This window comes from Candidatus Protofrankia datiscae (assembly GCF_000177615.2).
Lineage (GTDB): Bacteria > Actinomycetota > Actinomycetes > Frankiales > Frankiaceae > Protofrankia > Protofrankia coriariae.
Genome location: NC_015656.1, coordinates 4,172,474 through 4,189,962 on the forward strand (window position 1 = coordinate 4,172,474; position 17,489 = coordinate 4,189,962).

19 protein-coding genes and 1 pseudogene are annotated in these 17,489 nt (G+C 69.6%); 11 read left to right on the forward strand and 9 right to left on the reverse strand.

The window, feature by feature from the left end; translation table 11 throughout:
• Window positions 1-71 precede the first annotated feature (71 nt).
• The 5 genes from FSYMDG_RS17450 (at window position 72) to FSYMDG_RS23420 (ending at window position 4,037) form a co-directional block, all read left to right on the forward strand.
• Complete coding sequence (locus FSYMDG_RS17450) at window positions 72-1,118, forward strand: aldo/keto reductase (RefSeq protein WP_013874708.1); 1,047 nt, start codon at window positions 72-74, stop codon at window positions 1,116-1,118.
• Window positions 1,119-1,314: 196 nt separating this feature from the next.
• Complete coding sequence (locus FSYMDG_RS17455) at window positions 1,315-1,830, forward strand: Uma2 family endonuclease (protein ID WP_013874709.1); 516 nt, start codon at window positions 1,315-1,317, stop codon at window positions 1,828-1,830.
• Window positions 1,831-1,974: 144 nt separating this feature from the next.
• Window positions 1,975-2,913 carry an SPFH domain-containing protein gene (locus tag FSYMDG_RS17460; protein WP_013874710.1) on the forward strand — a complete coding sequence of 313 codons (939 nt, stop codon included), beginning with the start codon at window positions 1,975-1,977 and terminating at the stop codon, window positions 2,911-2,913.
• A 7-nt stretch (window positions 2,914-2,920) separates the two neighbouring features.
• Window positions 2,921-3,181: a hypothetical protein gene (locus FSYMDG_RS17465; RefSeq protein WP_013874711.1), complete on the forward strand. Its 261-nt coding sequence runs from the start codon at window positions 2,921-2,923 to the stop codon at window positions 3,179-3,181.
• A 262-nt stretch (window positions 3,182-3,443) separates the two neighbouring features.
• A complete protein-coding gene (locus tag FSYMDG_RS23420; RefSeq protein WP_013874712.1) occupies window positions 3,444-4,037 on the forward strand; it encodes a metallophosphoesterase family protein in 594 nt (197 codons plus the stop codon).
• Window positions 4,038-4,499: 462 nt separating this feature from the next.
• Here FSYMDG_RS23420 and FSYMDG_RS17480 read toward each other — a convergent pair whose 3' ends face one another.
• Entirely contained in the window at window positions 4,500-5,762 is a 1,263-nt protein-coding gene (locus FSYMDG_RS17480; protein ID WP_013872077.1) for an IS4 family transposase, read from the reverse strand.
• 134 nt (window positions 5,763-5,896) lie between these two features.
• On the opposite strand from FSYMDG_RS17480, the gene FSYMDG_RS29790 reads away from it, so the two are divergent.
• From FSYMDG_RS29790 to FSYMDG_RS27240, 4 genes and pseudogenes are all read left to right on the forward strand, one after another.
• On the forward strand, window positions 5,897-6,058 hold the full coding sequence (locus FSYMDG_RS29790) for a helix-turn-helix domain-containing protein (RefSeq protein WP_083828340.1): 162 nt from the start codon (window positions 5,897-5,899) through the stop codon (window positions 6,056-6,058).
• Between the two features lie 14 nt (window positions 6,059-6,072).
• Complete coding sequence (locus tag FSYMDG_RS26400) at window positions 6,073-6,243, forward strand: hypothetical protein (protein WP_157491041.1); 171 nt, start codon at window positions 6,073-6,075, stop codon at window positions 6,241-6,243.
• Between the two features lie 59 nt (window positions 6,244-6,302).
• Window positions 6,303-6,668: pseudogene (locus FSYMDG_RS24820) on the forward strand (ATP-binding protein); the annotation flags it as partial.
• Between the two features lie 15 nt (window positions 6,669-6,683).
• Entirely contained in the window at window positions 6,684-6,866 is a 183-nt protein-coding gene (locus tag FSYMDG_RS27240) for a hypothetical protein (RefSeq protein ID WP_043603937.1), read from the forward strand.
• Window position 6,867: 1 nt separating this feature from the next.
• Here the strand turns inward: FSYMDG_RS27240 and FSYMDG_RS17500 are convergent, their stop codons facing one another.
• The 4 genes from FSYMDG_RS17500 to FSYMDG_RS17515 all read right to left on the reverse strand — a co-directional run bounded on the left by FSYMDG_RS17500 (window position 6,868) and on the right by FSYMDG_RS17515 (window position 10,153).
• Window positions 6,868-7,524: a TIGR03085 family metal-binding protein gene (locus tag FSYMDG_RS17500; protein ID WP_013874714.1), complete on the reverse strand. Its 657-nt coding sequence runs from the start codon at window positions 7,522-7,524 to the stop codon at window positions 6,868-6,870.
• 84 nt (window positions 7,525-7,608) lie between these two features.
• Window positions 7,609-8,310 (reverse strand): VIT1/CCC1 transporter family protein, encoded by a 702-nt coding sequence (locus FSYMDG_RS17505; protein ID WP_013874715.1) that lies wholly within the window; start codon window positions 8,308-8,310, stop codon window positions 7,609-7,611.
• Window positions 8,311-8,378: 68 nt separating this feature from the next.
• A complete protein-coding gene (locus FSYMDG_RS17510) occupies window positions 8,379-8,849 on the reverse strand; it encodes a VOC family protein (RefSeq protein ID WP_013874716.1) in 471 nt (156 codons plus the stop codon).
• A 194-nt stretch (window positions 8,850-9,043) separates the two neighbouring features.
• Window positions 9,044-10,153 carry an amidohydrolase family protein gene (locus FSYMDG_RS17515; RefSeq protein WP_013874717.1) on the reverse strand — a complete coding sequence of 370 codons (1,110 nt, stop codon included), beginning with the start codon at window positions 10,151-10,153 and terminating at the stop codon, window positions 9,044-9,046.
• Between the two features lie 30 nt (window positions 10,154-10,183).
• Between FSYMDG_RS17515 and FSYMDG_RS17520 the strand changes: the two genes are divergently transcribed.
• Entirely contained in the window at window positions 10,184-10,978 is a 795-nt protein-coding gene (locus FSYMDG_RS17520; RefSeq protein WP_013874718.1) for a sulfite exporter TauE/SafE family protein, read from the forward strand.
• Between the two features lie 25 nt (window positions 10,979-11,003).
• Here FSYMDG_RS17520 and FSYMDG_RS17525 read toward each other — a convergent pair whose 3' ends face one another.
• Window positions 11,004-11,783 (reverse strand): SDR family NAD(P)-dependent oxidoreductase, encoded by a 780-nt coding sequence (locus tag FSYMDG_RS17525; protein ID WP_013874719.1) that lies wholly within the window; start codon window positions 11,781-11,783, stop codon window positions 11,004-11,006.
• A 74-nt stretch (window positions 11,784-11,857) separates the two neighbouring features.
• Between FSYMDG_RS17525 and FSYMDG_RS17530 the strand changes: the two genes are divergently transcribed.
• The gene (locus tag FSYMDG_RS17530) at window positions 11,858-12,322 is read left to right on the forward strand and encodes a J domain-containing protein (RefSeq protein WP_013874720.1); all 465 of its coding nucleotides are present in this window, start codon (window positions 11,858-11,860) and stop codon (window positions 12,320-12,322) included.
• A gap of 24 nt (window positions 12,323-12,346) precedes the next feature.
• On the opposite strand, the gene FSYMDG_RS17535 is transcribed toward FSYMDG_RS17530, so the two are convergent.
• From FSYMDG_RS17535 to FSYMDG_RS17545, 3 genes are all read right to left on the reverse strand, one after another.
• Window positions 12,347-13,336 (reverse strand): ketopantoate reductase family protein, encoded by a 990-nt coding sequence (locus FSYMDG_RS17535; RefSeq protein WP_013874721.1) that lies wholly within the window; start codon window positions 13,334-13,336, stop codon window positions 12,347-12,349.
• A 185-nt stretch (window positions 13,337-13,521) separates the two neighbouring features.
• Window positions 13,522-16,176: a bifunctional SulP family inorganic anion transporter/carbonic anhydrase gene (locus tag FSYMDG_RS17540; RefSeq protein WP_013874722.1), complete on the reverse strand. Its 2,655-nt coding sequence runs from the start codon at window positions 16,174-16,176 to the stop codon at window positions 13,522-13,524.
• Window positions 16,177-16,496: 320 nt separating this feature from the next.
• On the reverse strand, window positions 16,497-17,420 hold the full coding sequence (locus tag FSYMDG_RS17545; protein ID WP_043603941.1) for an intradiol ring-cleavage dioxygenase: 924 nt from the start codon (window positions 17,418-17,420) through the stop codon (window positions 16,497-16,499).
• Between the last annotated feature and the right edge of the window lie 69 nt (window positions 17,421-17,489).

Here is a 17,489-nt window from a genome sequence, read left to right on the forward strand (position 1 = left end):
ATCGGTTGGGTGCAGATGCGGTGGGGGCTGTGTCGCAACGGAGAGTCGATCTCACGAGGAGAGTGGGGCACGTGTCGCTTCGCCCTTTCGGACGCACCGGAGTCCAGGTCAGTCCGCTGACACTCGGGGCCATGATGTTCGGCGCCTGGGGCAATCCCGACCATGACGAGAGCATCGCGATCATTCACCGCGCGCTCGACGCGGGCATCAACGTCATCGACACCGCGGACGTCTACTCGCAGGGCGAGTCCGAGGAGATCGTCGGCAGGGCCCTCGCCGGTGGCCGCCGCGACGAGGTGGTGCTCGCGACGAAGTTCCACGGGGTGATGAGTGACCGGCCCAACCACCGCGGCAACTCCCGGCGGTGGATCGCCCTCGAGGTCGAGAACAGCCTGCGCCGGCTGCGGACCGACTGGATCGACCTCTACCAGGTCCACCGCCCCGAACCGGGCACCGACTTCGACGAGACCCTCGGCGCTCTCAGCGACCTCGTCCACCAGGGAAAGATCCGCTATATCGGGACGTCGACCTTCGAGCCGTCGGACATCGTCGAGGGGCAGTGGATCGCCGAGCGCCGCGGGCGTGAGCGCGTCGTGTCCGAGCAGCCGCCCTACTCGATCCTGGCCCGGGGCATCGAGCGGGAGGTCCTGCCGGTAGCGCAACGCTACGGCCTGGCGGTGATCCCGTGGAGCCCGCTGGCCGGCGGGTGGCTGTCCGGCCGCTACCGCAAGGGCGTCGAAACGCCGGTGTCGCACCGCAGCACCCGCGTCCCGGGCCGGTTCGACCTGAGCCGGCCGGCGAACGTCGCCAAGCTCGAGGCGGTCGAGCAGCTGACCCTGCTGGCTCAGGAGGCCGGGCTGTCCCTGATCCACCTGGCTCTCGCCTTCGTCCTGGAGCATCCCGCCGTCACCTCGGCGATCATCGGCCCGCGGACCCTCGAACAGCTCGAGTCCCAGCTCGACGCCGCCAAGGTGACGCTCTCCCCGGACGTGCTGGACCGTATCGACGAGATCGTCCCGCCGGGTACGACGATCAACCCGGAGGACGCCGGCTACCAGCCGCCGTCCCTGACCAACCCCGCCGCACGCCGCCGCGGCAACGGCAACACGGCCCACTGACCGACCACTGGAATCCATCCCGTACCTCTCCGGGGCGCCACATGCGCTGGCATGTTGGCATATGTCGTAGCACATGCGGCGCCCCGGAAGACCCTGATGGATCGTGGTGTGGCGTCGATCTATCATTGATCAGGAACACAAGGTCGCAGGGAAACAACCCGAGCTGGGACAGCCCGACCTGGGAGATGATTTCGACGTGCGCACTGTGATCCTCGGCGAACGCCCGCATGTTCTCGACGAGTTCATCGCCCGACGCCAGGCACTCGGGCAGGACACCTTCGACGAAGTGTGGGACGGGGAATATCACGTGGCACCAGGACCATCCGCGGAACACGGCCGTGTCGACTACGAGCTGAACGCTCTGCTGCTCCCTCGCGCGCGCGCCGCCGGGCTGGTGGGCACGGGCCCGTTCAATCTCGGCCGCCACGACAACTACCGGGTCCCCGACGGCGGTCTGCACCGCGGGCGGCCCAGCGGGGTGTTTCTGCCCACCGCCGCCGTGGCCATCGAGGTCGTCTCTCCGGACGACGAGACCTACGCGAAGATCGATTTTTATGCCGCACACGGGGTGGACGAGCTGATCGTCGCCGACCCCCTGCACCGGACCGTGCGGATCTGGCAGCTCGTCGACGGCAAGTATGACGAGACCGGGCAGAGCGACCTGCTCCAGGTCAGCGCTGCGGAACTCATCGACGGCATCGACTGGCCCTGAGCCGGCGCCACTCTCCCCCGCCTCTCGCTGTTCTTCGTTCGGCCCTCTTGTGGTCATCTCTCCGTCAAAAAGTGATATCATTATGATAGCTTTCTGCCTGTCGATGGCAGCGGCGGCGACTACGGCGCACGAGGGGGAGCGGCCATGAGCACTGACGGGGTCACGTGGGAACCCGCGACGCGGGTCCAGGAGCGGTCCATGAACGGGAGGTCCGGCTGGGCCGCACTCGGTCTGAGCCTGGCGGTGGTGTTAGTGCTCGGACCCGGCGGCATCGCGGGCGGGGTGCTGCTGGTGACGGCGTTCACCGGCCCCGGCCTCGCCGGAGGCGTGGTGCTGATCGTGATCGGCGGTCTGCTCGTCCTCGGCGGCCTGGTGACGCTGTTCGGCCTGACCGCCGTCGCGCCCGGCCAGGCGCGCGTGGTGTCCCTGTTCGGCCGCTACACCGGGACGATCCGCACGACCGGCCTGCGCTGGGTGAACCCGTTTTCGAGACGCCGCAAGGTCTCGACCAGGATCCGCAACCACGAGACCGCGTCAGTCAAGGTCAACGACGCGGACGGCAACCCGATCGAGATCGCGGCCGTGGTGGTCTGGCAGGTGCGGGACACCGCACGGGCCGTCTACGAGGTGGACAGCTTCGTCAAGTTCGTCGACATCCAGGCCGAGACCGCGGTGCGGCACATCGCCACCAGCTACCCGTACGACAACCACGGCGACGCCGTCCTCTCGTTGCGGGACAACGCCGCCGAGATCACGGGCAGGCTCTCCGAGGAGATCGCCGCGCGGGTGGCGTCCGCCGGGGTGGGGATCGTCGAGTCGCGTATCACCCGCCTGGCCTACGCCCCCGAGATCGCCCATGCCATGCTGCGCCGCCAGCAGGCCGGTGCCGTGGTGGCCGCCCGCCAGCGGATCGTCGAAGGGGCGGTCGGCATGGTCGAACTCGCTCTCGCCCGGCTCGAGGCACAGGACGTCGTGACGCTGGACGACGAACGCAGGGCGACCATGGTGAGCAACCTGCTGGTCGTCCTGTGCAGCGAGCAGTCCACGCAGCCGGTGGTGAACACCGGCTCGCTCTACCACTGACAGACAGGTGACGGAGCGGAAGAAGGTCCTGCTGCGGCTGGATCCCGCCGTGCACGACGCGCTCGCCCGCTGGGCCTCCGCCGAACTGCGCAGCACCAACGCGCAGATCGAGTTCCTGCTGCGCCGGTCCCTGTCGGAGGCCGGACGGCTGCCCGGGAACGTCGAGCGTATGCCGCGCCGCGGACGCCCCCCGAAACCCGGCCCGGACACCGACGACAGCCCCGGCGTCGTCCGGCCCGAATCCCCCGACGACGTAACCGATGCCTGAAGCCAGCGAGGAAGGAGGCAGTGGTGAAACTCCCCGCTGAAATCCCGGCCCGCCGCCGGACGACCCGTGGCCGCGCCGACCGGCGTTCGCTATGATCGGCCTGCTCGCTGTGACCGGTCGATGCCCGGCGACAACGCCGACTGCCCGCGGCATGTCCGCCCACAGTATTACGGCCGGCGGACGGACGACCACTCGGCGAAACGTCGGCTCCAGAAACAGGGAACTGATTCCGACAACATGAACAGTGCAGGAGAGGAAAGCTGTGACGACGTGGTACACGGCTGATCTCCACTTCGGCCACACGAACATTCTGGCTTATGCCTCCCGCCCCTGGCCCGACGTCGAGGCGATGAACGCCGGCCTGGTGCGGCGGTGGAATGCCGTCGTGGCGCCCGAGGACACGGTGTGGGTACTCGGGGATGTCTCCCTGACACCGACGAAACTCGGCCCGGTCGCCGAACTGAACGGCCGCAAGATCCTCGTTGCGGGAAATCACGATGCCTGCTGGTCCGGGCACCGCCGGCACACCGGTCAGGTCCAGCGTTACATCGACGCGGGTTTCGCCCACGTCCATGCCGGCGGAGTCGTGCGGGACCACCGCGTCGGCGAGCATCTCGTCACGCTGGCGCACTTTCCGTACTACGGCGACCACACGGAGCAGGACCGCTATGCCGACCGCCGCCCCGAGAACGACGGCCGGCCGCTGCTGTGCGGGCACGTGCACGACGCCTGGCAGGTCAACGACCGGCAGATCAACGTAGGCGTGGACGTCTGGGACTGGACCCCCGTCCCGGCGGAGAACATCGTGCGTCTGCTCGACCAACTCGACGCCACGGCCCAGCCCACCCTCCGGTAGCGACGCCTTCCGGCTGCCGGGGGGCGTGTTCCGCGGGGCACGGGTCGAGGCAGGAAGCCGACCAGTCAGGCAGGCGGGGTCATGCCTGCCGACATGGCGTCGAAGGGCGGCACAGCGGCGGGCGTGGCCGGATGAGCGCCGGACAAGCGTCGAGGCGGAGCTCGCATCACGCTTTCCTGATCACGCGCCGTCATGGAAGCATCCTTCTTGATGTTCCAGAATCGCACATGTGGCTGCCGCGGATCCCCTCACCATAGGTCAATGGCGCTTAGTTAAGCGGCCCGAGCGAGCATGATCTTCGGTGATTGATCATGCTTGGTGCCGGTGTCTGTTGGGCTTTTGACTCGGTAGGCGTTGTGTCGGCCTCGTCTGATGGTGCGTGGGTACGTGCGGTGGAGGCGCACGGGGTTAAGCCGTTCGGTGATCTCTGTGAAGGTTTCCCGGAGCGCGTGCGTGTGGTCCTCAGGGGGAAAAATCCGCCTGGTCGGTGACCTGGCGGCGGACGACGCGTAGTGATCGCATGAAGGATAGCCTGTCCGGGTCGACGTCGGCTTCGTCGGCGGCCTCGCACATGAGACATCGGATTGCGTAGTGGCTGAGGAGCAGCGCCCAGATCTCTTGTTCCACCAGGTCCGGGAGTTTCGAGCGTAGGACGCGGGCTTCGCCCCGCTGGTGTGTCTTAATCTCATCGAAGATGTTTTCGATTTCCCAGCGCTCGTGATAGGCCGTGGCGAGTTCCACCGCTGGTATGTCGGTCTGGTTGAGGATATTGGTGATGAGGCAGATCAGTTCTCCGGTTCCGGATCCTGTGCGGTCAGGCACCGTGTATTCGATGACGCGGACGGGTGTCGCGGAGTCCTCGGGAAAGTCGCGGCCGGCGCGGGCGTCGGCGATGATCTGGTTCCGCTGTTTCCCTCTGATTTTCGGGTTGACGATGATAGAGAGGTAGGAGCTGTCGGGAAGGGACCGGATGACCGGTAGCGTGAGATCGGATTTGACTCGCCAGAGCAGGTCCGCGCCGGTGTCGAGCGCCTGCTGCCAGAGGTCGAAGCTGTAGAAGTAACGGTCGGCGGTGAGGAGCATCCCGGGTTCGCAGGCGTCGAGCAGGGTGGCGGCGAGAGCACGTTCGTCGCTGGCACGGGGACCGACCGCGGCGGAGACGATCGCGTGCGTGCCGCATTCGGCGAGCGCGACGACGTGGACCTGGGGCAGAGCGCTGGCCTTGTGTCCGTTGGTGGACCGCCCGAACCTGGCCACGTTCTCGGGGGTGTCTGCGGCGTCGAGGAAGAACCCGTCGATCGCCATCAGCCGCCGGGAACGCAGCCAAGTGCCCTTGGTACCCAGCCCCGCGACCGGCACAGCGACACGTTCGAACAGGACCTTCAGGGGGGCGGCACCGAGCCTGATCCGTGCCTGCGAGATCGCCCCGGTGGTCGGGACTTTCCAGTCACCCTGCCAGTTCCCCAGCCATCTCAACGCACCGGCGAGTTTACGCATGACTTCTTCGTAGTCATCGTCGAAGAACAGGCACATCGTCATGGTGAAGTACACCATGACCCGGGCTGGCAGCAGCCTGGTACGCCGTTCCTGCCGCTTCGTTTCCACCAGTACCTCTTCGACGAGGTCCCGGGGAACGATTCTGGCGAGCACACCGATCGAGATGCGGTCGGTCAGCCGGTCGTTGTCAACGGCTGGCAATTCAACTACCTGGCGAAGGCGCACCACATCTGGATTCTATCTGCCGACCGGCCGAAATCGCGGCATGAGCACTCCGCCGCCTACTGATCGACGTTGAGGAACGTGACTGGATGCCGTGTTCAGAAGTTGATCGATGCGGGATCGGGCGTTGGCGTGTCGGGATGGACGGACGCCCCTCCAGCCTAATTGAGCGGCATTGCACCATAGGTAGGCGCATCGCCGATGCCCGCGAACGCTCAGGGCTGACGCAGGCCGAACTCGCCTCGGCCGTGTTCCTCGACCGCTCGGCGCTCACCAAGATTGAGAACGGGGCGCGCTCATAGCGGAGAGGCACAACGTGGCCCTACGCCCGACACTGTCGCTGTTGTGCGAGGCGATTCGACTTGAGCTGCTCACGGTGAAGCTTGTATCCGCGCTCGCCGATGATCCGCTCACCGGGGAGTACCGCCTGCCTTTCGAAGCCGGCGGATTCGAGAAGTGGGCCAGCGAGAACGGGCTGCCGCCGTAGCACCTCCGGGGCGGAGCGGACAGGGGCGGCGACGAACCGCGGCTGCGAGCACCGGGCTGACGCAGGTCGGCTTGTGCGGCTCGACCATGTCGGTGATGGGAAAGATGCTCGCCGGCGACACCCCGCTGCGCGGGAGAGCCGGTCTCGAGCTGGTGGTACGCCCGTTCGACTATCCGCTGGCCGCGCGTTTCTGGAACATCGACGATCCGGCTCCGGCCGTTCGTCACCATGCCGTCGTCGGCGGCACGCCGGCCTACCGCGGGTTCGTCAACGACGACTCACCGGAAAGCCTGGCTGACTTCGACGACCGGGTGCTGCGGACGGTACTCAACCCGGCAACTCCCCTGTTCAGGGAAGCTCGCTATCTCCTCGAGGAGGAGGCCGACGTCCGGGATACGGCTCTGTACCTTTCCCTGAGTGAGGCGAAATAGGGCGAGATCATGGGCATCCGGCAGGTCGAGCGGCTGCGCCGGGCCCGCGACCTGCTGGCCGCCAGAGGATTCGACACCCGGGACACAGTGATCGCCTGCTACAGCGGCGCCGGTTTCGATCCCGAACTACACGACACGACCGACCGTCTGCTGACCGTCGGCCTTGAGGATCTCTACGCGGACGGGGGCTGACCTACAGCCCGGAGGGGGCGGCCCGGAAGTCGGCGATGACCGCCTCGTCGCCGCGGATGTCGACGGCGGCCTGCTCCCGGCGGTTGAAGGCGTAGAGCAGCAGTTCGGGGGCCGCGCCGGCGAGGACGACCTGCCGCCCACCGGAGCGCAGCACCAGCCGGCCCTCCCCGTCGGTACGCTCCGCCACGACGCCAACCGGGGACTTGCGGAAACCGATCTTGCCGACCACCTTCAACGCCTTCCACAGCCTGTCCCGCTCGGCGGTGTCGAGATCCCGCTGCTTCCAGTCCGGCTGCGCCCGCCGGACGTCCTCGTTATGGACGAAGTACTCGACATGGTTGAGCAACTCGTCCACCAGCGAGACGTGGGCTGGATGCCACACCGGCGCGCCCTTGCGGACCAGAGCGACAAGATCCTCGTAGGAGTGCGACTTCCGGGTGACCCGTTCGACGCGCTCGGTTACCTTGTGCAGTTGCGGTATCGCGAGCCCGGGCAACGTCTGCGGCTTGCGGTCCCGGGCGACCAGGTGAGCGGCCAGGTCGCGGGTGGTCCAACCGGTGCACAGCGTCGGCTGGTCGGGGCCGAGCTCCAACAGAAGGTCGCTGAGTTCCCGCCGCTCCTGCTGCGCATACCGTTCCTGCGGTGTCAATCGCACCATAGCCAGCACTCTAGCCGCCAGCGCTCCGGTCGCGCATCAGCACGACCGCGCCAGGTGATCGCCGGATGATCATCAGGTACAGGCTCAGCCGACGGTGGTGCCGACAAGAGCGCCAACCGCGGCTGTCACGGCCATGGCGGCCGATCCGCCGAGAACGACACGGATCGCCGCCCGCGTCCGCCGCGCGCCACCGAGCGCGGCGCCGATGGCGCCGAGCAGCGCCAGCCCAACCTCAGTAATCACGATCAGTAACACGACTCTGGCCGTGTCGGAGCCGGCGAGCAACGTCACCAGCGGGAGTGCCGCGCCCAGGGCGAAACTCAGCGCCGAGGCCGCGGCGGCCTGCACCGGACGGGCCGCGCTCTGCGGCGACTGGCCGAGCTCGTCGCGGGCGTGCGCGGCAAGCGGGTCGGTGTGGCTGAACTCCACAGCCACCTCCCGGGCGAGCCGGGGGCTCAGCCCGCGCTGGATGTAGATATCGGTCAGCTCCTCCAGCTCCGCGTCGGGATCGCTCGCGAGCTCCGCGGCCTCGACGGAGAGGTCCTCGCGTTCGGCGTCCTTCTGGGAGCTCACCGAGACGAACTCCCCGGCGGCCATCGACGCCGCCCCGGCGACCAGCCCGGCCAGACCCGCGGTCAGCACGGCCGTCCGGGACGCCGACGACGCGGCCACCCCGAGCATCAGGCTCGCCGTCGACACCAACCCGTCGTCCGCGCCGAGTACCGCGGCGCGCAACCAGCCCAGCCGTCCACCGTAATGCCTCTCCTGGTGCCCTGATCTCGCCACGAGTCCTGAACGCTACCGGCCCAGCCGGCTGCCAACTCGACTGCTGTCAGTTCATCGACACCGTCGGCTCATCTGACACCGTTGCTGTGCGCGCGCTCGGCGGGGCCCCACAGCTCGCGGATGGTCTGGAACACCTTCTGGTTGTGGCTGAACTCGATCACGTTCCCGTCCGGGTCGGTCACCGCGCAGACGTAGCCGACCGGGTCGGGCAGATCCTGCGGCTCCCAGTGCAAACAGCCCGCGGCCCTCGCCCGATCGGCGATCGCGTCTATCTCAGCACGTTGCGTAACCTCGATCCCGATGTGCGCGAACGGGGTCATCGTCGGCTGCCGGTGCCCACGCTCGGCGTTGAACTCGGCCAGGACCAGCACGAACGGGTCCTGCCACTGCCGATCGTTGGACAGCCACGCGCTGCGGCCAGCGGCGTCCTGACGGGTCGCGACCACCACGAGCGGGGTCATCGTCGTGTAGAAGTCGATCGAGGCGTCGATGTCGCTGGACGGGAGGGCCACGTGTGTCCACCGGGGGCGTGTGAGCATCGGAGAACTCCTTGTTTTCCCATCTGGTCGGCTCGCCGTTTCCCGGCGGCCGGCCCGGCGTTTCCCGCCCGGTCGGCCGACGTGGTTGCGCGCCGGACTTCTTCTTCCCGATGTTGTGCCCGAGAACACGGCTTTGCCCACGTCGGGAACCCGACCGCGGAAACGTACTTCCACCAACTGCCCGAACGCCGGTGTTATGCGCCCCTGCCCGCCACCACCCGACCACGCACGACAACCAGCAACGGCTCGGCGAGTACCCGGACGTCCACCCGCGGATCCTCGGAACAGACGACAAAATCCGCCGGTGCCCCTTCGGCCAGCCCGGCGAAACCAAGCCAGGCGCGCGCGGCCCAGGTCGCCGCCGACAGAGCCGCCACCGGAGGCAGCCCGGCCCGTACCAGTTCGGCGACCTCGTCCGCGACAAGGCCGTGCGGCAGCGACCCGCCGGCATCCGTGCCGACGTAGATCGGGATGCCCGCCTCGTGGGCCTGGCGGACGGTGTCGTAGCGACGGGCGTGCAACGCCCGCATGTGCGCGCTGTAGGCGGGGAACTTCTCCACCGCCCCGGCGGCGATGCCCTCGAAGGTGGCGATGTTGACCAGGGTCGGCACGATGGCGACGCCACGCTCGGCGAAGAGGGGAATCGTCTCGGCGGTCAGCCCGCTCGCGTGCTCGACGCAGTCGATCCCGGCCTCGACCAGGTCGGTGAGGGAGTCCTCGGCGAAGCAGTGCGCGGTGACCCGGGCGCCGGCGGCATGGGCCGCCGCGATCGCGGCCTGGGCAGCCTGACGGGGCCAGCAGGCGGCGAGGTCCCCGGTGGCCCGGTCGATCCAGTCACCGACGATCTTCACCCAGCCGTCGCCTCGGCGGGCCTGCTCGGTGACGGTGGCGGCCAGTTCGGCCGGCTCGATCTCCACGGCGTAGTTACGGATGTAGCGTTTCGTCCGGGCGATGTGACGGCCGGCCCGGACCAGCCGGGGCAGGTCCTCACGGTCGTCCACCCACCGGGTGTCCGCGGGCGAGCCCGCGTCCCGGATCAGCAGCGTGCCCGCGTCCCGGTCGGCGCGGATCTGCCGCTCGGCGGTGTCCCGGTCGACCGCGCCGTGGGCGTCCAGCCCCACATGGCAGTGCGCGTCCACCAGGCCGGGCAGCACCCAGCCCGACACCGTGCGCGCGTCGGCGGCGCGGACGCCGGTGGGAGGCGTGAACGTGATCCTGCCGTCCACGGCCCACAGTCCGTCCCGGACCTCCTCGGGGCCGACCAGCACCGGGCCTGTGATCCTCAACGTCTCGGAAGCAGCCACCCCCCCTGTCTAGCCGAAGAGAACGACGACATGCCGCGGGTACGCCGTGAGAGCGTGCATGCCATGGGAGTCCCGGACATGGTGGGCGTCGCGGTCGCCGGCCTGCTGGCCGGAGCGGTGAACGCGGTGGCCGGCGGCGGGACCCTGATCGCTTTCCCCGCGCTGCTCGCCACCGGGATGCCCGCGCTCACCGCGAACGTCACCTGCTCGGTCGGGCTGGTCACCGGATACGCCGGTGGCGCGTTCGGCTACCGCCGGGAGCTGACCGGGCAGGCCGCCCAGCTGCGGGCGCTGGCCGGCCCGGCGCTGCTCGGCGGGCTGGGCGGGGCGGTCGTGCTGCTGGCCGCCCCGGCTGACTCCTTCCGGATGGTCGTTCCCTACCTGGTGCTGATGGCCTGCCTGCTGTTCGGCGTCCAGCCGTGGCTGGCCGCCCTGGTGGCCCGCCGGCGGGGTGCTGGGAGCGAATCAGCTATGACCTGGCCGACCCGCGCCGGGGTGTTCGTGGCCGGGGCCTACGGCTGCTATTTCGGCGCGGGCCTCGGCGTGCTGCTGCTCGGCGTCCTGGGCATCCTCATGCCGGACGACCTCCAGCGCACGAACGCGTCCAAGACCCTGCTGTCGTTCGGCGTCAACGCGGTGGGCATCGCCGTGTTCGTGGTGAGCGCGCGGGTTGCCTGGGGATTCGCCGTGGTCCTGCTGCTGGCCTCCGGCGCCGGTGGGGTGCTCGGCGCACGGGCCGCCCGGCTGCTGCCGGCCACCGCGCTGCGCACGACCGTGATCGCTCTCGGGGTGGTCGTCGCCGTCGTCCTCATCGCCACCGGCTGACGGCCGGAGGGCTGACGGCCGGGTCTCACACCACCGGGGACAGGCCACCGTCGACGTTGAGCGCGGTCCCGGTCACGTAGGAGCTGCGCGGCGAGAGCAGGAAGGTCACGACGTCGGCGAACTCCGCGGCCCGGCCGACACGGCCCAGCGGTATCCGCGCGTCGCGCGCCATCCGTTCGTACAACGTCCGGACGGGGGTGTCGGTGGCGGCGGCCCGCCGTTCCCACTGGCCGCTTTCGACCAGGCCGACCAACACCGCGTTGACCCGGATCCCGTGCGGACCCCATTCGCTGGCGAGCGCCTTGGTCAACGCCAGCCCGGCGGCCCGGGACACCGAGGACGGCAGCGACGCCGCCGGCGGTGCCTTCGCCGCCGTCGCGAGCACGTTGACCACCGCCGCGGCGTCCGAGGCGCGCAGCTGGCCGAGCACCAGACGGGACAGCCGGATCGCCGCGAACAGCTTCAGCTGCAGGTCGTCCTGCCACTGCTGGTCGGTGACGGAGGCCAGTTCCCCGCCCGCGGACCGGCCGGCGTTGTTGACGATCGCGTCCACCTGGCCCCACCGGCTGTGAGCCGCGGTGACGAAACGGTCCAGCGCATCGACGTCGGTGACGTCCGCCGGTACGGCGAGGACGTCCCCGCCGGCGGCGCGCAGCTCGTCCGCGGTGAGCTTCAGGCGGACCTCGTCACGGGCGCAGATCGCCACCCGCGCCCGCTCGGCGACGAGGGCGCGCGCGACGGCCGCCCCCAGCCCGTCGGAGCCCCCGGTGACGAGAACGACCCGCCCGGCGAGCTGCAGATCCATGTGACCTCCGGGACCGGACGGGCTGGGCTGAACGGGTGCTGGCTGGATGTGGCCGGCGGGGTATGGGATGACTCGTGGCTGTGGTCTCACTCTACGACGTCCTCGGGGTGCCACCGGCTGCCTCCCAGGAGCAGATCGTGGCCGCCTACCGGCGGGCGGCGCGGCGCACCCATCCGGACGCCGGTGGCAGCGAGCAGGCCTTCGAGCGGGTCAGCAGGGCGTACGAGGTGCTGGGCGATCCCGAACGGCGGCGTGACTACGACCGGCGCACGCACGCCCACCCCGTGCCCGGCCAGGCGGCCGGTGACGCACCGGGGCGGGCTGGACGGACGGAGTGGGCCGAACGGACGGAGTGGACGGAGTGGGCGCAACGAGGGGTTCGCCGTCGGTATCTGGCGATGATGGCCGTCTGCGTCACGCTGTTCGTACTCGCGGGCGGTGTGATCCGGCTGGTGTCGGTGCCCGCGGCGCTGGCGATGATGCTCGTCGCCGCACTCATTCCCCCGGTTGCCGCCCTCATCGCCAACCGGTCCCGATGAGCGGTTACAGCAGAGAAGTCGCGGTCACAGGCTGGGTGCGAGTTCCACCATGCGTTCCACGTCGGCGCGGTAGGACAGCAGACAGGGCATGGGGACGTCAAGCCGCTCCCCCGTGCGGACGAGATCATCGTAGATTTCGTAGAGGTCCACCGGGCCATACCGGCCGTGGTTCACCGACATACGCTGGAGCAGCTCACCACGGAGCATGAGCCGGACCGCCGGGGTGACGGTGGACGGCGGCAGCAGGAATGGCCGCGCATCCTGCGCGGTACGCACGTCGGCCCCGCGCACCGCGCAGATCTGCATGGCCTCGCGGCCGGCGTGCAACGCGTCATAAACCGCCCGGTTGCTTCGGGTGAAAGGCTCGAAGCCGCGGGCGCGGGCGGCACCGCATATCCATGCGGCGGTGCTCGCGAAATGCACCCACAGCCAGTGTTCCATGTTGGGGTGGATTTCCGGCCGGAAACCGGCCTCGGCGAACAGTGCCACGAGACGGCCCAGGTTCTGCTCGGCGGTGTCGGTCGTCGGGCCGTACAGCGCGTGCCCGGACACGCTCGACCCGAGCATGATCCCGCCCTCGAGCGCACCGTCGAGGATGTTGTCGATGATGCCGCCGCCACCGCGTGGCGCGCCCAGCACGTACTGGTCCTTGCCCAGGTGGGCGTCTATGAGGTCAAGTCCGCGCCAGTTGTTGTTCAGAAACAACACAGTGGCGGAACCGAGGTTGCGCGCCAGTTCCGGCAGGACATCCGGGGTCTGGGTGTGCCGGACGGCGAGCACGACCAGGTCGACGCCGTCCGTGGGACGCAACTCGGTGACAGCATGGGGGCGGAACCGCTCGACGACCTCTCGGCGGCGCCTGCCCCGTACGTCGAGAATCCGCAGGCCGATCCCGTCGGACCAGTGGGCCAGCTGTTCTGGGCGGACCAGCACACTTACGTCATGCCCGGCCCGTGACAGCGCCCAGGCGTGCAGCGTTCCTATCGCTCCGCTGCCGAACACCACAATACGCATACCATCCAGTATCGATTACGGGCCGGGACGTTCGTCAGAGTCGACGGCCCGCACGAAACCGGTACAAGGGCCCGGTCGGCCGGCGGCCTTCCCGCGAAAGAAGGCCCGCCGGCCGACCGCGGCCTTCCCGCGGAAGGCCGTATGTCTTACCTCGATGTCACCGTGCTTTACCTCGATTTCACCGTTCAGGCCGGGGTGCCACGGCGGCGACGGCCGCGATGGCCGTCGAGGGGCGTTTTCCCGGGCCCTCTGGTGTGCGGCGCCGACGGCGGATGCGCTGTGGACGGGCCGGTCGTCGGGCCGGTCGAGGCTGTCGAGGCTGTCGAGGCCGGCGTGTCCCAGCGGCGGGACGCCCGGCGGCGGTGCGGCGCGACCGTGGTCAGCACCTCCGAGGGGTCGACGAAGTAGCCCGACTCCTCGTCGAGCACCCAGGTGTACGCGACGGAGATGTCGAAGTAGAGGCCGACAAGCTGCAGCCGGCCCTGCTCCAGCGCCCCCCGGACGGCGGGATGGGCACGCAGGTGCTCCAACTGCTGGACGACGTTCGCCCGGCCCAACTGCTCCAGCGGGGACAGCCCCTCCGTACCCGGCAGCGGCAGGCGCGCCAGCGCCCCGCGGGCGTGGGTCAGCCACCCCGCCAGCGCGGAGTCCGGATCGTTGTCGAGGTCGCCCGAGAGCAGCGCCTGCATCGCGCCGCACCCGGAATGCCCGCACACCACGATCGAGGGAATCTTCAGGACGGTGACGGCGTAGTCCAGCGCGGCCGTCACGGACAGGTCGCTGCCCGGCGCGATGTGGGCGCCGCGCTCGGACGCGCCGGGCGGGACGAGGTTACCGACGTTACGGATGGTGAAGAGATCACCGGGGCCGCTGCTGGTGATGATGTTCGGAACCACCCGGGAGTCGGCACACGTCAGGAACAACGCGCTGGGGCGCTGCGCCTCGGCGAGCCCGCCGAGGGTGCCACGCAACAGCGGGGCGGCCCGGCGGTGGAACTCGGTCACGCCGACGAGCATCGTGCTGACGGGATGCGCGTGACCGGCCGCGGGCCCGCGGCCGGTCGTACCTGTTCCGATTGACTGCCGAGGATCGGCCGTCGAGGAGTCGTCGGTCTGGTGATCGCTCTGGATGTCGGCGTCCCGCGGGTCGGCCTCCTGGGAGTCGGTGTGCGCGGCGGCCAGCTCCTGCCACTGCGACCAGGGTGCGAACCAGCGGGGCAGGTGCGGGACGACGGTGCGGCGCCGACCGGCCGGAGCGTCCTGGGCGGGCCGGAACCAGGCGTGACCGATCTCGTCGACCGTCACGCTCCCCCCGGCCCGCTCGTGGTCGGTGCACCAGGAGTGCAGATGCTCGAATGCCGCGTGGTCGAGGTAATCCACCACGAGCTCGATCAGCACGGGCGCGCCCCGGGGGATCCGGCCGAGGACCCGGGACAGCCGGGGCAGGGAGACGAAACTCAGGGTCCCCTCGACCTCCACCTGCCGCAGCTCACCGGAGCGGACGAGGTGGATGCTGGACCACAGCACCCGGCGCAGGATCAGGCCGAGCGCGGTGACCAGGCCGAGCGCGACGCCCTGCAGCAGGTCGAGAGCGACGACACCAACCAGGGTGACGACGTACACGGGCAGCTCGCCGTGCCGACGCACATGGTGCAGATGGGAGATGTCGACCAGCCGGATCCCCACGACCACCAGCAGCCCGGCCAGGGCGGCCAGGGGGATCCACTCGACCACCCCGCCGAGGAACACGGCGAACAGCAGCACCCACACACCGTGCAGGATCGCCGATGCCCGCGTCCTCGCCCCGGCGGCGACGTTGGTGGAACTACGGACGATGACGCCGGTGACCGGCAGGCCGCCGGCGAGACCGGAGAGGATGTTGGCCGATCCCTGGCCGAACAGCTCACGGTTGAGGCTGACCGGGCGCTGCCCGGGACGGCGCGCGCCGGGGAGCTTCTCCACCGCGACCGCCGACAGCAGGGATTCGACGCTCGCGACAACGGCGACGGTGAGAACGCCGACTATGATCCCGCCCCAGGCGCCGTCCGGGAATCTCGGCAGCGGCAGCGAGCCGAGGATCGAGCTGGGCAGATCGACCCGGGGCAGGTCGAGATGGAACGCGGCGGCGACGGCGGTCCCGACGGTGACCGCGGCCAGCGGCGCGGGAATCGCCCGCAGCTGCCTGGGCAGCACCTTGGCCAGCCGGGACCACAGCAGGATGATCGCCATCGTCACGATACCGACCAGCGTCGCGGCGTTGTGGTTGTCGATGATCTGCCCGGGCAGCGTCGCGATGTTGTCCAGGGCGTGGCTTTCCGGTTCACCGCCGAGCACGACGTGCAACTGCCCGAAGACGATGGTCAGCCCGATACCGCCGAGCATGCCGTGCACGATCGCGGGCGAGACCGCGACCGCCGCGCGGGCGACGCGGCTGACCGCGAACAGGATCTGTACCACGCCCGCGGCGACGGTCACCGCGCAGGTGACCCGCCATCCATAGCTGGACACCAGGCCCGCGACGATGACCGTCAGCCCTGCCGCGGGGCCGCTGACCTGCAACGGGGCACCGCCGAGCGCGCCGGCGACGATCCCGCCGACCACGGCGGAGATGAGACCGGCGGCGACCGGCGCGCCCGAGGCGACCGCGATGCCCAGCGACAGCGGCATCGCGACCAGGAACACCACCAGCGACGCCTGCAGGTCGGGCCGGAAGGTACCGGGCACGAGCGAGCGCCGGCGGGCCCGGCCGCGGCCGGCCTCCTCCGGCGGGCCGGGCGGCGAATGGCTGTGCTGTGACAACGATGATGCTGATGGTGACAACGGGACAGGTGGGACGGCCACGCGACGCTCCTCGGGGTCGGGTCAGCACCGGACAGGGCTGTCGCGATGGAGCGGCTCCGAAAGGGTCGCTGAAGACGGCCGTATCCACGTCGAAGCCGGCCCGTGGGCGACGTCCGCCCGCATCCGACCGCCAATCCGGGTCCTGTCGGTGATGGCCCTGCCACCGGCAGGGCCATCACATGCAGTAACTAGTTGATGCACTCTGAAGAACGAAGGAGAGCCGATCCAAGTTTCCGGCTGTGACGTTCACCTCAGAAGGGACAAAACGCCCACCTTCCAGTTCTTGATCCAACTGCGCAGGCCTGAGGGCCGCGCGGCCCTCAGGACCGCTGCCCCGGGGGGAAGCCGCCAGGTCTGCCATATCCACCGGAGCCACCGGGCACGCCGCCGCCGGTCGGAGTGGTGGTGGTGTCGACCCCGGCGACGAGGGAAACGCTGTAACCACTGGTGACGTCACCGGTGACGGCACCGAGCTGGCGCGCGCCCCCGTCGTCGCCGAAGACGTTGTCGCTGTCCAGGCTGACCTTCGAGATGTTCTGGGCTGAGGCCGCGTAGTCCTGCCGGGCGTAGACCGTGGCGCAGACGTCCCCGGGGAGGGCGATCTGCGAGGTGGCGATGGCGTTCGCGGCGTCGGTGATACTGGCGGAGTCGGGGTAGACCTCGAAGTGGACGTGTGGCCAGCGGCCGTCGTAGCAGGCCGGGAAGATAGTGGTGAAACGCACCCGCCCCGCGGAGTCGGCGATCTGGACGCCGCGCAGGTAGTTCTGGTCGGTGACCCCTTCGGAGTAGAGGGAGTACCGGCCCTCGCGATCACAGTGCCAGACGTAGACGGCCACGCCCGTGAAGGGGCTGCCGCCCTTCGCCAGGTCCTGAATGACCAGTTCGATCGTCATGGGGACGCCCTCGGCGGTACCGCTGGCCCCACCGAAGCTCGACCGGATGTCGCCGCGCACGATGCCGCTGTCGTCCAGCACGTTCGGGCCGTTGGAGCCGTCACCCGGGTAGGGGCCGGCGGTCTCGTCCGGGATCTCACCCGACGTGGCGGCCGCCGCCGACGATGACGACGCGGACGCCGACGATGACGAACCGCTGCCGCACGCCGCGAGGCCGGCCGCGGTGACGCCGAGGCCGAACAGCCGCAGCATCTGCCGGCGGCCCAGCAGGGTCCCGATGTCGAAACCGAGGCCCTGGTCGACGATGTCCTCGTCCGGCCTGGCCACGGGCCGGCCCTCGTATGTCGCCATTCGTCGGCGTTGCTGTCCGTTCGACACCACATGCTCCGATCACGGCTGTCCGTCTGGTCTGTCTGCCTC

Bases quoted from the DNA above. Each gene is read 5' to 3' on its own strand.
- FSYMDG_RS27240 (WP_043603937.1), top strand. From the start codon at position 6,684: ATGGGCATCCGGCAGGTCGAGCGGCTGCGCCGGGCCCGCGACCTGCTG.
- FSYMDG_RS17545 (WP_043603941.1), bottom strand. From the start codon at position 17,420: ATGGCGACATACGAGGGCCGGCCCGTGGCCAGGCCGGACGAGGACATC.
- FSYMDG_RS17510 (WP_013874716.1), bottom strand. From the start codon at position 8,849: ATGCTCACACGCCCCCGGTGGACACACGTGGCCCTCCCGTCCAGCGAC.
- FSYMDG_RS17520 (WP_013874718.1), top strand. From the start codon at position 10,184: ATGCCGCGGGTACGCCGTGAGAGCGTGCATGCCATGGGAGTCCCGGAC.
- FSYMDG_RS17535 (WP_013874721.1), bottom strand. From the start codon at position 13,336: ATGCGTATTGTGGTGTTCGGCAGCGGAGCGATAGGAACGCTGCACGCC.
- FSYMDG_RS17500 (WP_013874714.1), bottom strand. From the start codon at position 7,524: ATGGTGCGATTGACACCGCAGGAACGGTATGCGCAGCAGGAGCGGCGG.
- FSYMDG_RS17460 (WP_013874710.1), top strand. From the start codon at position 1,975: ATGAGCACTGACGGGGTCACGTGGGAACCCGCGACGCGGGTCCAGGAG.
- FSYMDG_RS17525 (WP_013874719.1), bottom strand. From the start codon at position 11,783: ATGGATCTGCAGCTCGCCGGGCGGGTCGTTCTCGTCACCGGGGGCTCC.
- FSYMDG_RS29790 (WP_083828340.1), top strand. From the start codon at position 5,897: ATGGACGGACGCCCCTCCAGCCTAATTGAGCGGCATTGCACCATAGGT.